Annotated in this window: 16 protein-coding genes; 15 read left to right on the forward strand and 1 reads right to left on the reverse strand. The window is 59.2% G+C overall.

Annotated features, from left to right (window positions below):
• Positions 1 to 128: 128 nt before the first annotated feature.
• The 9 genes from ACTJKE_RS35145 to ACTJKE_RS35185 all read left to right on the forward strand — a co-directional run bounded on the left by ACTJKE_RS35145 (position 129) and on the right by ACTJKE_RS35185 (position 6,373).
• Complete coding sequence (locus ACTJKE_RS35145) at positions 129 to 554, forward strand: cysteine rich repeat-containing protein (protein WP_058328942.1); 426 nt, start codon at positions 129 to 131, stop codon at positions 552 to 554.
• A gap of 28 nt (positions 555 to 582) precedes the next feature.
• Positions 583 to 1,152 (forward strand): OmpA family protein, encoded by a 570-nt coding sequence (locus ACTJKE_RS35150; RefSeq protein ID WP_058328937.1) that lies wholly within the window; start codon positions 583 to 585, stop codon positions 1,150 to 1,152.
• A gap of 86 nt (positions 1,153 to 1,238) precedes the next feature.
• The gene (locus ACTJKE_RS35155; protein ID WP_058328936.1) at positions 1,239 to 2,681 is read left to right on the forward strand and encodes a DUF1254 domain-containing protein; all 1,443 of its coding nucleotides are present in this window, start codon (positions 1,239 to 1,241) and stop codon (positions 2,679 to 2,681) included.
• 329 nt (positions 2,682 to 3,010) lie between these two features.
• Positions 3,011 to 3,517 carry a hypothetical protein gene (locus tag ACTJKE_RS35160; RefSeq protein WP_156437004.1) on the forward strand — a complete coding sequence of 169 codons (507 nt, stop codon included), beginning with the start codon at positions 3,011 to 3,013 and terminating at the stop codon, positions 3,515 to 3,517.
• Positions 3,504 to 4,451, forward strand: coding sequence for a polysaccharide lyase (locus ACTJKE_RS35165; RefSeq protein WP_058328934.1), 948 nt, complete (start codon positions 3,504 to 3,506; stop codon positions 4,449 to 4,451). Before ACTJKE_RS35160 ends, ACTJKE_RS35165 begins: the two co-directional genes overlap by 14 nt.
• Positions 4,452 to 4,691: 240 nt before the next feature.
• Positions 4,692 to 4,988, forward strand: a complete 297-nt coding sequence (locus tag ACTJKE_RS35170) for a hypothetical protein (RefSeq protein ID WP_058328933.1) — start codon at positions 4,692 to 4,694, stop codon at positions 4,986 to 4,988.
• Between the two features lie 111 nt (positions 4,989 to 5,099).
• Positions 5,100 to 5,327 (forward strand): hypothetical protein, encoded by a 228-nt coding sequence (locus tag ACTJKE_RS35175; RefSeq protein WP_440693777.1) that lies wholly within the window; start codon positions 5,100 to 5,102, stop codon positions 5,325 to 5,327.
• 284 nt (positions 5,328 to 5,611) lie between these two features.
• Positions 5,612 to 5,800 (forward strand): hypothetical protein, encoded by a 189-nt coding sequence (locus tag ACTJKE_RS35180; RefSeq protein WP_058328932.1) that lies wholly within the window; start codon positions 5,612 to 5,614, stop codon positions 5,798 to 5,800.
• A gap of 120 nt (positions 5,801 to 5,920) precedes the next feature.
• Complete coding sequence (locus ACTJKE_RS35185; protein WP_440693779.1) at positions 5,921 to 6,373, forward strand: hypothetical protein; 453 nt, start codon at positions 5,921 to 5,923, stop codon at positions 6,371 to 6,373.
• Positions 6,374 to 6,481: 108 nt separating this feature from the next.
• Here ACTJKE_RS35185 and ACTJKE_RS35190 read toward each other — a convergent pair whose 3' ends face one another.
• A complete protein-coding gene (locus ACTJKE_RS35190) occupies positions 6,482 to 6,685 on the reverse strand; it encodes a hypothetical protein (RefSeq protein WP_245296231.1) in 204 nt (67 codons plus the stop codon).
• 236 nt (positions 6,686 to 6,921) lie between these two features.
• Here ACTJKE_RS35190 and ACTJKE_RS35195 point away from each other — a divergent pair, with 236 nt between their 5' ends.
• The 6 genes from ACTJKE_RS35195 (at position 6,922) to ACTJKE_RS35220 (ending at position 12,406) form a co-directional block, all read left to right on the forward strand.
• Positions 6,922 to 7,122, forward strand: coding sequence for a hypothetical protein (locus ACTJKE_RS35195; protein ID WP_440693781.1), 201 nt, complete (start codon positions 6,922 to 6,924; stop codon positions 7,120 to 7,122).
• 72 nt (positions 7,123 to 7,194) lie between these two features.
• A complete protein-coding gene (locus tag ACTJKE_RS35200; protein ID WP_440639470.1) occupies positions 7,195 to 7,971 on the forward strand; it encodes a FadR/GntR family transcriptional regulator in 777 nt (258 codons plus the stop codon).
• A 40-nt stretch (positions 7,972 to 8,011) separates the two neighbouring features.
• Complete coding sequence (denD, locus tag ACTJKE_RS35205; protein ID WP_058328929.1) at positions 8,012 to 8,995, forward strand: D-erythronate dehydrogenase; 984 nt, start codon at positions 8,012 to 8,014, stop codon at positions 8,993 to 8,995.
• A 1-nt stretch (position 8,996) separates the two neighbouring features.
• Positions 8,997 to 9,773 carry an SDR family oxidoreductase gene (locus ACTJKE_RS35210; RefSeq protein ID WP_440693783.1) on the forward strand — a complete coding sequence of 259 codons (777 nt, stop codon included), beginning with the start codon at positions 8,997 to 8,999 and terminating at the stop codon, positions 9,771 to 9,773.
• A 98-nt stretch (positions 9,774 to 9,871) separates the two neighbouring features.
• On the forward strand, positions 9,872 to 10,939 hold the full coding sequence (locus ACTJKE_RS35215) for an ABC transporter ATP-binding protein (RefSeq protein WP_058328927.1): 1,068 nt from the start codon (positions 9,872 to 9,874) through the stop codon (positions 10,937 to 10,939).
• A 150-nt stretch (positions 10,940 to 11,089) separates the two neighbouring features.
• Positions 11,090 to 12,406 (forward strand): ABC transporter substrate-binding protein, encoded by a 1,317-nt coding sequence (locus tag ACTJKE_RS35220; protein WP_058328926.1) that lies wholly within the window; start codon positions 11,090 to 11,092, stop codon positions 12,404 to 12,406.
• Positions 12,407 to 12,433: the final 27 nt, after the last annotated feature.

Here is a 12,433-nt window from a genome sequence, read left to right on the forward strand (position 1 = left end):
GTAGCAGGGGCGTTGCATACTGTAAGCTACTTCCCTTTTGGCGACCGCATTGCGCATGTCAACGCTGGCTACCGCCTCGGCTATCGGTCGGGCAGCCGAGTTTAATGTTGTTTTCGATCGGACTTGCCATGACGAACAGAAGTGCAGTTTTCGCAGGAACGATAGTTCTCACTGTTCTTGCCCTCGCCACCGTCGGTCGGGCAGAAACCATCAGCTATGCCGATGCTGTGAGCTTGCTCGCCAACGATTGCGGATCGGACATCAGGAAATATTGCAAGGGGCTCAACCTTGGCAGCGGCCGCATCCAGTCCTGTCTCGAGCAGAACGAGGGCAAAGTCTCGCCGGCGTGTACCGTGACACTGGCGAACGTGATCACCTCGATACGTCAACGCCAGGCGGCGCAGTCGTCCTTTGCGACGATTTGCAAACACGACATCGCCCAGTACTGCAAAAGCGTCAAGGGCGAGGGCAATGTTCTCTCCTGTCTGAACAAGGCGACTCGCGTGAACGAAGGAAAATGCGGCCAAGCCATCATCGACGCGGGGTGGCGTTGAGACCTTCTTGAGAACGAAAGGTGAGCCAATGAAGAGAATCCAGTTTAACGCGTTGCTGACGATCGGGCTGATGCTGTCCGCTGGCGAGGGGGTGGCGCAGCAAATCAGTGACATGCAACTTATCCGTACCCTCGGGAGGGTGGAAAACGCGGCGCCCGCAATTGACGTCGCGCTTCTGGTGGAGGAGGCAACGGCAAGTGCGGGTAAAGGTGTCGCCAACCTTCCGAACTGGCAGAAACTCTCCAAGCTGTCGCAATTGATCCTAGATATCGAATTCGAGAACGACTCCGTCGCCATCGAGCCAAAATCTTACCGCACGGTCGGCCTGATCGCCGATGCGCTGCACCACCCCAACCTGCGGCGATACAAGTTTCTCGTGGTCGGTCACACGAGTTCGACCGGCGACGCCCAACACAATCTCGAGCTTAGCGCGCAGCGCGCCAATGCCATAACTGAGGCGCTTTCGACCACGTTTGCCATCGCACCAGACCGTTTGTATTCGATTGGCGTGGGTGAGGAGTGGCCGCTCAATACAGCCAACCTGAAAGCGGGTGAAAACCGACGGGTCCAATTAATCAACCTCGGCCTCGTCCAATAGCCGCGTCTGGTGTTTTCAACTTTTGATTGCGCGCGGATTGTCCGCACAGTTGCATTCGTTACAAATTGTCTTTTGGAGGGCTAGTAATGCATATCACGCGCCGTGAATTAACGGTGGCCGGTCTTGGACTGATGGCCGCTGGTTCTGTGGCTTCGTCGGCGAACGCCAACGACGGGCTGGTGGCAAATTTGCCGGAAGGCCTCGACGAATTCGCCTTGGCAGTCGAGGCTTACATTTACGCCTATCCGCTTGTGACAATGGAGATCACTAGACGGGTGATCACCAACATGGCCGAGCCGGAAGGTAGCCGGGGCCCGATGGGGCACGTCATTAAGTTGCGCCAGTATCCGGATGCCAAATTCCGCGACGTGACGGCGCCCAATGCGGACACACTCTACACCACGGCGTTCTTCGACGTTGGTGACGAGCCTTGGGTGGTAAGCCTCCCCGACCTGAACGATCGTTATGCCCTGTTTCCGATGCTGGATGGTTGGACGACAGTGTTCGACGTTCCCGGAAAGCGGACGACCGGTACAAAGGCACAGACCTTCGTGGTAACCGGTCCCAGCTGGGACGGCCCCCTCCCGGAAGGGCTGACGCAATACAAGTCTCCGACGAGCATCGTCTGGTTGCTCGGACGCATCTATTGCACCGGCACGCCAGAGGACTATGCCGAAGTTCATAAGCTTCAGGATGAGGTCAAACTCTATCCCTTGAGCGCGTGGGGCAAGGAATGGACGGCTCCAAAAGGCAAGGTCGACCCGTCGATCGACATGAAGACTGCCGTTCGCGAACAAGTCAACAATATGGACGCCGTCGAATACTTCACCCTGTTTGCCGAGCTCCTGAAACGAAATCCGCCGACCGATGCAGACGCACCGATGGTCGCCAAGCTCGCCGAACTCGGCATCGTTCCTGGCCAGGACTTCGATAAGGCAAAGTTCGATCCTGCTTTTGTGAAGCGCGTCCCCCAAGTTGGTTTCGCCCGCATCATGATGCATTTCAAATTCAGCGACGGTGACGTTCAGGACGTCGACGGCTGGGGCTTCACGACGAAGACGGGGATTTATGGCACCAACTACGTCCAGCGTGCCTTGATCACTGCAATCGGTCTTGGGGCGAACCGGCCACAAGATGCGGTCTATCCGACTTCGCTGAAGTCCGGTGACGGGGTGATCAAGCGGGCATATAACGGGTCCGAGAATTACGTTCTGACGTTCAAGAAGGGACTTACGCCACCGGTTTCGGGGTTCTGGTCCTTGACCATGTATGATGCGGGCTACTTCTTTGTCGACAATCCGCTCAATCGCTATTCGATCAGCGCGCGCCAACCGCTGAAGGCCAATGCGGATGGCTCGATCGACCTGTTTATCCAGCATGAATCGCCCGGATCGGACAAGGAATCCAATTGGCTCCCGGCGCCCAAAGGTAAGTTTATCCTTATGATGCGGCTCTATTGGCCCAACGAGGCCAATCCCTCGATCATCGACGGTTCTTGGACGATACCGCCAGTGAGAAAGGTGAGCTGATTGCCCCCTGGGACTGGGGCTGCCTCTCCCCGCCTCGTTTGCGGCTGTCACCCTGCGCGCGATGGATTCGGTTCTGTCGCAAGCCAGGTCTCACCGATCGCCGTCGCGTTTCGCTCGGTCCTTGCAGCAAGCCGGGTGTCGGCGGCTACCACGTCGTCGACGCTCGGATCGGGATTTGACAAGAGGACGGTTTGAGGCAGCCGAAGTGTGCCCGATCGAACGACCAAGCAGATTCGGCATATCAATGGCGGCTGCAAGACGGGGAGGCCTCGCTGCCTGACAGCCGGTGTTATTGCCAGCCCCCGGGTTCATTGGAAAGGAGTCTCTGCATGACACATGCGGAGTTCGTTGTGCACATTCGTCAAAGCTATGCCCGACTTTTTGACCCAAATACGAGCGAGGAGACGTGGTCCCTTTTTTTCCTGACTGCCAATACCGGCTGGAACGGATTGATTGAGGAATATCTACGGCGTGTCGAAGTGTTCCTCAGCAGCCACGGGCTGCTTTCCAAGGTCTACGTTCGGCAAATAGAGGAAAAGTGGGGTGGTCTTCGCTGCTATCTCAGTCCGACGGATGACTTTCGCCTGTCGGCAGCACTGGCGGCTGCGCTTGGTGGGATCTATCATGAGATCGCAGACCGTTCCTACCATACTTGTGACGTCTGTGGTGGGGCCGGTCGACTGATTTCAAACAATAGCCGTTATGTTACCCGGTGCAACGACCACATCGCTGACCGCAGGTTCACGATGGACTGTCGCGAAACACGAAGAGGCCTAAAGCACAAATACGTTGCGAGCGTAGAGGATAGTTCAGGAGAAAGAATTGGAAACCGCTGACAACGCACCTGACGGGAATAGCGATGCGGCGGCGCCGTTGTCCTGGGAAGCCAATCTTGTTGACGGTTTCGAAGGCGACAGCTTCTCGCCTTTGGGGGGGCTCTATTATCGTGACAATGTCGAGCAACGTGCGGGATCGGTCGAATTCCAGCGAAATGTCACCTTTGGCAGTGCCGGCGCGTTGAAGCTAAGCGTCCGACCGCTTTTTGAGGGCGAAGACGATCGAAGCGAGCGAGCCGAGGTGTGGGAACGCACGACTCTGCGCGTACCCTATGACAAGGCGGTCTGGTACGGCTTTTCCGTCAGGTTTGCCGATCCCATCCCGCAAGGGGACCACCGCCATCTGATCGCCCAATGGAAACGCGAGATCGGTCCGGAGGCGAGGGGTGACTTTAGCCCGTTCCTGGCACTTCGTCTCGTTCGTGGCCGACTGTTTGCGACCGTTGAGACCAGTTTTCCGGTGATCTCTCGGCGCTCTTCCTTGTCGACCGGCACATCGGCCCTCACGCCGGTTTTTCTGCGCCCGGAAAAGCGCCAGATGCGTGCGCTGGTAGCCACCGACCCCGGCTGGAAGCCACCAGACGGGCGGCTGTTCACGGCCCACACGGATCGCATCACCGTCACCCACAGGGGTAATGAGCTGCCGACCCCGCATAGTGGATGGATTGACTTTGCAGTGATGACCCAGCCGGGACCGGATGGCACAGGGCATATCGAACTCTTCGCCAACGACCGCTGGATCGTGACGGTCCGAGGCCATATCGGGCATGACGAACATGGGCTTGGCTCTCGGCAGTATTTCAAGTTCGGCCCGTACCGCGCGGCAGCCCAAGGCGAATGGACGCTGTACTTCGACAATTTTCGCCGCTCCACTCGCAGTGAAGATGTCCTCGGACCGGCCGGACTTGCGGCGCTACGCTCAGCAGGCTCATAGAGCGTCATATAGCGGAAGGATCCGTCATGACCGCCGCGGTGGCAGCGGACCGGGTCCGCATTCTGCGAAGCCGATGATCGCCATCCTCAATCGCTAATGCGGCAGCCGCGCCGGGCAGTCCGCGCAGTGCAAGTTGGGCGGCAGGGGTTGGCGACACGGAAAGCCATTACGAGCCTCCTCATTCGGAACTTTACCGACGCCAACCGGTTCACTTTCCAGCTGGAAAGGAGCCAGATGATAATGAGGAGCGAACCGAAAGACGAAAAAGCCAGCGGCGAACCGATGCCGGCGCACCTCCCGAGCCCGCGGCCGCCCGAGATGGATCTCGAACCGATTCCGTTGCCAGACTTGTCCGGAGCAGATGTCGACAAATCGCCGGCCGATCAGAGCCGGGTGCCGCCCGTTCCAAGCCGCGATGAGGCCAATATGGAACCGGATGACGCCCTGCCGGAGGATAGCGAAGAAGACATCCTTGACGACGACCCAGCGCGCGAAAAGACCCGTTTCGACGAAGAGCTTCCGAAAAGCAGCCGTTAGGCGTTGTTGACCGTTCGACATTATGCGGCCTCCCGAAGGAAAGCGAGAGGATCGAACCCGGCGCTATCGGCGAGGAGTTCCATCGCCAGATTCATGAAGGTGCAACTCCTCATGAAACATGCGGTCAAGCGCGATGCTGTCGGGAACGGGGGTGGTTTCTCCGGTCCGGAGATTGATGGTCTGTTCCCGGTATTAGCGCGTCATTTTGATGTCGGGGTGCAGGTCCTCCGGAGAAACCCACTTGCCGGTGACCGTGACGACCAGGCCGAGCGCATTTCCAATGCCTGTTCGAACGCTGCGATATCGGAACGAGCTCGAAAATTTTGGCTTCAGGTATGATAGCCATCTGCTCGGCGGCATCGGCGCCGCAGTAAAGGATTTACGTTCGGCGTTGGATTTGGCAGGCGATGATGGTTGTCAATTCCGCGTTGGATTGGGTCGGCGTTTGCCGAACCCGGACCGGCAGCGGAAACAACCCAGCCGGCATCACTGATAGACGCGAGGCGCGATGATACGGGACATCTTCACCGGCTGGAACCATTCCGCCGTAGGCGAGGGTCATCTTGAAATTCCCTTTCAGTGAACCAGGTTGTGGGGGTGTTCGAAAGCAACGGGAGGCAGCAGTGGATGACTCCGACAGCTTTGAAATTCAGTGCCAGAAGTGCGGGACGCCTGAGCGGCTTACGTTCTCCGAGATGGAGACGAGAGAATTGATCCAGTGCACGCGCTGCGGCGCAATCCGCGGCATGGGAAAAGACAACGTGCTGGAGACCTGTCGCGAGGCAGCGAAAACGACGCGACAAAGGCTGTGATCCCCGAACATTGTCAGAGGCGCTTTATCGGCGCATATTTTGCTCATCGCCGGACAGTGCTACGGGCTCCGGCGGCTGAGAGATCATAAGCGCTTTCGCCCCAATTGGAGGAGTTGCGCCATGTTTGATCACCGGCAATCCGGATGCATCATCCTTCCTGAAGGCTTTACTGTGATTTCAGCCGTCTTCAAGAGGGTCATGGATGCACGGCACATTGATCAGCAAAGTGGTGAGGGCGAGTGGCTGGCACGCGAGGCCCTCCATCTATTCATGCGCGGCATACGAGACGCATGGGAACTCGAACTTCGACTGAAAGAAGCTTGCTGTCCCCTCGACGTTTCACCGCCAGGAGGCGGCGGCACCAAAGTCGCGGATCTGTTGCCGGGGCTGTCGGAATGGGCCCGGAGCTTGACGGCCTCTTCAAGCGCGGCAACTGCGCTCACCGCACAAACACTCGAATACGCCATGGAACATATGGACGAACTCGTGGTGACATCGGATGTCAGAGGATGGCTGGCGGGAGTGATGTTGGATCTCCGCCTTGGCCGGAGCCGCCATCGACGCCGAACGTAGGCTATGGCTATGATTGGATTGGCGCTCGCAGGCGCAGCATGAAGAACGTTCGATATGGATTCGAAGTCCCGACCGCCGATCACCTGCAGGCACGATCCGATCAGATGCTCAATGTCTGGCATCTGACCGCCAGTAGCGAGCAAGCTCGGGATCGAGCGCCAGATGCTCCTGCCATGCGGCTTCTGGAACCTGTCCCGACCGATAAGCCTCGATCAGCAACCGCTGATCGTCGCTCAACCGCGGCTCATCGAAATGATGCAGCTGGAACAGCCCGAGTACCGCTTCGCCGATATCTCGCATATGAATAGACATTGGAAACCTCACCTCGTGGTCAAGGATATAACGTGTGACCGCCGATGATGTTCAAATCTTTTGATGTTTAAGCGAACCTGCAGAGCGGTGATGACGCTGATCGGTTTTACCTGATCGTGGGTGGGATGGCAGGCAACGACGCCAGGCGACGGGAAGAGTGTCCCGAGCCATGTACCTGTACCTCCTTGTTAGAAAAAACAGACCACCATCCCCGGGGCTCGCAGGCGGGGGGCCGCATGAAAATCGCGCGATATGGAACGGCGTCGCGCTGGCGGCTTTGCCAACTGGGGATCCTCGACGGCGAGGCGGTCGTGCTCGACGATAAGGCCCGCTCCGACTTCGGCTCCCCTAGACCGTCGAAGCGCAAGGTGACCGGCAGCGGTGCCGTTCCAGGGCCGATCTTTGATGCGATGCAGCAACGAACCTGTCTTGACTAATCATACTTTTCGCGGCCCCATAGAGAAACTGACCTGCTGGTCCAACCAGTGGGTCAGTTGGAGGTGACGGCGATGGACGGCAGCCCGATACTCACGCAAATGCCAAAGGTCGGGAAAAGTCTCGACCGGCGTACGGCTCGTGACCTCATCGCCGACAAACTGATGGTGCTGATCGCTACCAACATGCTGCGCCCCGGCGACGTCTTGCCGGGGGAACGGGAACTCGCCAATGTGCTTCATGTCAGCCGTGAGACGGTGCGCGGTGCCATCCAGACGCTGGCTGCGCGCGGTATCGTCGAGGTGTCTCAGGGCAGTCGCACACGGGTCTGCAATGTCGATCTCAGCCATCTCACCGTTACCATCGCTTCCCCCAACGCCATCGACAGCTACGATCTTGACGATGTTCATGCGGCCCGGCTGCATATCGAGTTGAAGGTCGTCGGCGATGCAGCGGACAGCATTGACGAAGAGACGCTGGGCAAGCTCAAAAGCCTGCTCGAAGTGCAGAAGCTGTGTGGCGATGACGCCATGCGCTTTCTGATCTGCGACCGCGAATTCCACATGGGAATCTATCGGGCTTGCGGAAACCCGCTGTTGTCCGATTTCGTCACCGATCTCTACACCTACATGATGGACTTTCGGCGCAGCGCGATGTCACGGCCGGGAGCGATTAATGCCAGCTATGACGACCACACCGAGATCGTGGAGGCACTGGAGCGGCGCGACCGGGACGCGGTGATCGCTGCATTTCGCCGGCATCTGACCCGGATCTACGACACGACGAAGGAATTGCTTGCGGGGAGCGGGCAGAAAAACCGGGAAAAGAGCAAGAGCGAGATGGCAGGCTGATCCGGCTGAGCCGGGCGGCAGACGGGGAGGTTCGTCGAAAATGGATGTCATGGTGATTGGAGCGGCCGGGATGGTCGGTCGCAAGTTGGTGGAGAAGTTCGCCTCAGAGGAAGGCGTGCTTGGCTACGATATTTCTAGGCTGACGCTGGTGGATGTGATCGAGCCGCCTGTGCCTCAAGGGCTGTCGCCAATTGCAAGGGCACTCGTGCTTGATCTTTCGACCGATGACGCCGCCGAGAAACTCGTCGGTTTGCGGCCAGACGTGATTTTCCATCTCGCGGCGATCGTTTCCGGTGAGGCCGAGACTGATTTCGACAAGGGCTACAAGGTCAATCTTGACGGAACGCGGGCGCTGTTCGAGGCGATCCGCCACGAGAGTTTGCGGGAGCCCTACGTTCCGCGGGTCATCTTCGCGTCGTCGATCGCCGTTTTCGGAAGGCCTTTCCCGGAAAAGATTGGCGACGAGTTCTTTACCACGCCACTGACGAGCTACGGCACGCAAAAGGCGATCTGCGAACTGCTTCTCGCCGACTATTCGAGGCGCGGCATTTTCGATGGCGTCGGCATCCGCCTGCCGACGATCTGCATCCGCCCCGGCAAACCCAACAAAGCGGCATCCGGCTTCTTTTCCAATATTCTCCGCGAACCGCTGGCAGGTCAGGAGGCGGTGTTGCCGGTGGACGAGAACGTACGCCACTGGTTTGCAAGCCCGCGTTCGGCGGTCGGATTCTTCATTCATGCCGCGCGGATGGATACGTCCACGATCGGCCCGAGACGCAATCTGACCATGCCCGGCCTTTCCGCCCTCGTTGGTGAAGAGATCGAGGCGCTTCGGCGTGTGGCCGGTGAGAAGGCCGTCAAGCTCGTCCGTCATGAGCCCGACCCGGTTATCCGCTCGATTGTTTCAGGCTGGGCGACCGATTTCGACGCGCGGCGTGCTTACGAACTGGGTTTCAAAGCCGAAACCAACTTCGATGAGATCATCAGGATCCATATCGAAGATGAACTCGGAGGACATATCTGAGATGGTTCGCGCTATAAAATCCGGCGACGGCAAGATCGCATTGGTGACGGGCGGCGGCACGGGCCTCGGACGCGGGATCGCCGAGGCCTTAAGCGCGGAGGGTTATACCATCGTTATCACCGGCCGGCGCGCCGACGTGCTCGATAAAGCAGCTGGCGGCATTGCGGCGCAAACGGGAGGAACCGTGCGGAGTGTCAGGGCCGATATCGGCGATCCCGATGCGGTCGCCCGCCTTTTCGAGGCGATCCGCACCGATTTCGGCCGGCTCGACCTCCTGGTCAACAATGCCGGCTCCAATGTGCCGGCTGTGCCGTTGGAAGAGGTGACCTTCGAGCAATGGAGCGGCATTCTTGCCGCAAACCTGACGGGTGCCTTTCTCTGCACGCAGCAGGCGTTCCGGCTGATGAAGGCGCAGGCGCCGCGCGGCGGGCGGATCATCAACAACGGCTCGATTTCGGCCCAGACGCCGCGGCCGAATTCAGCACCTTACACGGCAACCAAGCATGCGATCACGGGGCTGACCAAGTCGACCGCACTCGACGGGCGCAAATATGACATCGCCTGCGGCCAGATCGATATCGGCAATGCCGCGACCGACATGACGTCGAAGATGAATTCCGGGGTGTTGCAGGCGAATGGCGAGACCGCCAGTGAGCCGACGATTTCGGTCGCCCATATCGCCGCTGCTGTTGTCTACATGGCAAGCCTGCCACTGGAGGCCAATGTGCTGACGATGACGGTTATGGCGACGAAGATGCCGCTGGTGGGGCGAGGGTAAGGGCGGTCGAGAGGAAACTTTACGAGGTCGAAGAACGGCATGAGGCGGCCGCCGGACAATCCGCCGATTTCAGATGAAATTCACAGGGAGGAAAGCATATGGCAGGCGTTGACTTCGTCGATGTCAGAAAATCATTCGGAGCCTTTCCCGTCATCAAGGGCGTGAACATCGAAATCGAGGATGGCGAATTCGTGATCCTTGTCGGCCCCTCGGGCTGCGGGAAGTCGACGCTTCTGCGAATGTTGGCCGGGCTTGAAAATATTTCGGCGGGTGAGATCCGCATCGGCGACAAGGTGGTCAACGCCCTGCCGCCCAAGGATCGGGATATCGCCATGGTGTTCCAGAACTATGCGCTCTACCCGCATATGACGGTCGCCGACAATATGGCTTTCTCTCTTATGCTGAACGGCTCGCCGAAATCCGAGATCGAGAAGCGCGTCGGCACCGCGGCCGGGATTTTGGGACTTTCCAAGCTGCTCGACCGCTATCCGCGCCAGCTCTCAGGCGGCCAACGCCAGCGCGTGGCCATGGGCAGGGCGATCGTGCGCGATCCGCAGGTGTTCCTCTTCGACGAACCGCTGTCCAACCTCGATGCGAAACTGCGGGTAGCAATGCGCGCCGAGATCAAGGAACTGCACCAGCGGCTGAAGACGACCACCGTCTATGTCACGCATGACCAAATCGAGGCGATGACCATGGCCGACAAAATCGTCGTCATGCATGACGGTATTGTCGAACAGATCGGCGCGCCGCTTGAACTCTACGACAGTCCCGCCAATCTTTTCGTCGCGGGTTTTATCGGTTCGCCAGCGATGAACATGATCAAGGGCAGGCTCGACCCGCAAAATCCGAAGTGCTTTATCGCAACCGATGGCATGGCGCTGCCAGTCGCGCGGTCACCATCGGCGGCAAGAGGGCGTGATCTGATCTACGGCTTGCGGCCGGAATATATGTCGCTCGACCCGAACGGGTTTCCCGTGACCGTCGCGGTTATCGAGCCCACCGGCTACGAGACGCAGTTGATCGTGCGCTTCGGCGGCACGGACGTCACCTGCGTTTTCCGTGAGCGCGTGACCGCCCGGCCGGGCGAGGCAATCCACCTATCTATCGATGCCGATCATGTGCACCTGTTCGACGCCGAAACCGGCGTGCGGCTGACCGACTGATACCGTCCCGTTTTGCGCTGCGTGAGGGAAGAGGAGCCCTGACGCATCGGCCGGCATTCCGGCATTTCCGGAAGCCATTAACTCAGCATTCGCCAAACGGGACGGCGGGTGCCGGAAAGGATGATGTCCCGTGTCACCAGGAGGAGCATTATGACTTTCAAGAGACGTGATATTCTTGCCGCATCCGCCGCGGTCGCGGGCATGGCCGGCCTTTCGGCTTTCGGCATCCGCTCGTCTTTCGCCCAAGCGGCGGAGCCGGCCTACAAGCCGGAGGACGGTGCAAGCCTGAGGCTGTTGCGCTGGACGCCCTTCGTCAAGGGTGACGAGGATGCATGGCTTGCCAACACCGCGAAGTTCACCCAAGCGACCGGTGTCGAGGTCCGCATAGACAAGGAAAGCTGGGAAGACATTCGCCCGAAAGCGGCCGTCGCTGCCAACGTAGGCTCCGGCCCGGATATGGTGATGTGCTGGTTCGACGATGCCCATCAATATCCGGACAAGCTCGTCGATCTGACCGAACTCGCCAACTACCTCGGCGGCAAATACGGCGGCTGGTACGATGGCGTAAAGGGTTATGCTTCGCGCGGCGACAAGTTCATCGCCATGCCGTTGGCGGCCATCGGCAATGCGATCTGCTACCGGGATAGTCACATGAAGGCGGCCGGCTTCAGCGAATTTCCGAAGGAAACCGACGGGTTCCTCGAACTCTGCAAAGCCATGAAGGCCAAGGGAACGCCAGCCGGCTTCCCGCACGGCAAGGCCGTCGGCGACGGCAACAACTATGCCCATTGGCTGCTCTGGAGCCATGGCGGCAAGATGGTCGATGAAGGCGGCAAGGTCGTCATCAACAGCCCCGAGACGCTCAAAGCGGTCAACTATGCCAAGGCGCTTTACGAGACCTTCATTCCGGGCACCGAGAGCTGGCTCGACATCAACAACAACCGGGCCTTCCTGGCGGGCCAGGTGTCGCTGACGGCGAACGGCGTCTCGCTCTACTATGCGTCGAAGAAGGACCCGGCGATGGCGGAACTTTCAGCCGACATCCGCACCACGAACTTCCCTGTCGGTCCGGTCGGCCAGAGCGTCGAGCTGCATCAGACCAGTTCGCTGCTGCTCTTCAGCCATACGAAATATCCGGAAGCTGCCAAGGCCTATATCAAGTTCATGATGGAGGCCGACCAGATGAATGCCTGGATCACGGGCTCCAGCGCGTATTGCTGCCAACCTCTCAAGGCTTTCGCCGACAATCCCGTCTGGACGTCCGATCCGATCCACGCGCCTTATGCGCGCGCCTCGGAAACGCTGCGCCCGAACGGTTATGCCGGCCCGCTCGGCTATGCGTCCGCCGGCGTCATGGCCGACTACGTGCTGGTCGACATGTTCGCCACCGCGGTTACGGGGCAGATGACGCCCGAAGAGGCAATTGTAGAGGCTGAGCGCCGGGCAAACCGCTACTACCGGGTCTAAATCCCAACGTGGCCTGCATAGGCTGCT

The organism is Ensifer sp. 22521, assembly GCF_052044795.1.
In the GTDB taxonomy this organism is placed as follows: Bacteria; Pseudomonadota; Alphaproteobacteria; order Rhizobiales; family Rhizobiaceae; genus Ensifer.

What these genes read in the sequence shown, in the direction of transcription:
- ACTJKE_RS35145 (WP_058328942.1), top strand. Translation starts at nt 129, where the DNA reads ATGACGAACAGAAGTGCAGTTTTCGCAGGAACGATAGTTCTCACTGTT.
- ACTJKE_RS35150 (WP_058328937.1), top strand. Translation starts at nt 583, where the DNA reads ATGAAGAGAATCCAGTTTAACGCGTTGCTGACGATCGGGCTGATGCTG.
- ACTJKE_RS35155 (WP_058328936.1), top strand. Translation starts at nt 1,239, where the DNA reads ATGCATATCACGCGCCGTGAATTAACGGTGGCCGGTCTTGGACTGATG.
- ACTJKE_RS35160 (WP_156437004.1), top strand. Translation starts at nt 3,011, where the DNA reads ATGACACATGCGGAGTTCGTTGTGCACATTCGTCAAAGCTATGCCCGA.
- ACTJKE_RS35170 (WP_058328933.1), top strand. Translation starts at nt 4,692, where the DNA reads ATGAGGAGCGAACCGAAAGACGAAAAAGCCAGCGGCGAACCGATGCCG.
- ACTJKE_RS35175 (WP_440693777.1), top strand. Translation starts at nt 5,100, where the DNA reads ATGAAACATGCGGTCAAGCGCGATGCTGTCGGGAACGGGGGTGGTTTC.
- ACTJKE_RS35185 (WP_440693779.1), top strand. Translation starts at nt 5,921, where the DNA reads ATGTTTGATCACCGGCAATCCGGATGCATCATCCTTCCTGAAGGCTTT.
- ACTJKE_RS35190 (WP_245296231.1), bottom strand. Translation starts at nt 6,685, where the DNA reads ATGTCTATTCATATGCGAGATATCGGCGAAGCGGTACTCGGGCTGTTC.
- ACTJKE_RS35195 (WP_440693781.1), top strand. Translation starts at nt 6,922, where the DNA reads ATGAAAATCGCGCGATATGGAACGGCGTCGCGCTGGCGGCTTTGCCAA.
- ACTJKE_RS35200 (WP_440639470.1), top strand. Translation starts at nt 7,195, where the DNA reads ATGGACGGCAGCCCGATACTCACGCAAATGCCAAAGGTCGGGAAAAGT.
- denD (WP_058328929.1), top strand. Translation starts at nt 8,012, where the DNA reads ATGGATGTCATGGTGATTGGAGCGGCCGGGATGGTCGGTCGCAAGTTG.
- ACTJKE_RS35210 (WP_440693783.1), top strand. Translation starts at nt 8,997, where the DNA reads ATGGTTCGCGCTATAAAATCCGGCGACGGCAAGATCGCATTGGTGACG.
- ACTJKE_RS35215 (WP_058328927.1), top strand. Translation starts at nt 9,872, where the DNA reads ATGGCAGGCGTTGACTTCGTCGATGTCAGAAAATCATTCGGAGCCTTT.
- ACTJKE_RS35220 (WP_058328926.1), top strand. Translation starts at nt 11,090, where the DNA reads ATGACTTTCAAGAGACGTGATATTCTTGCCGCATCCGCCGCGGTCGCG.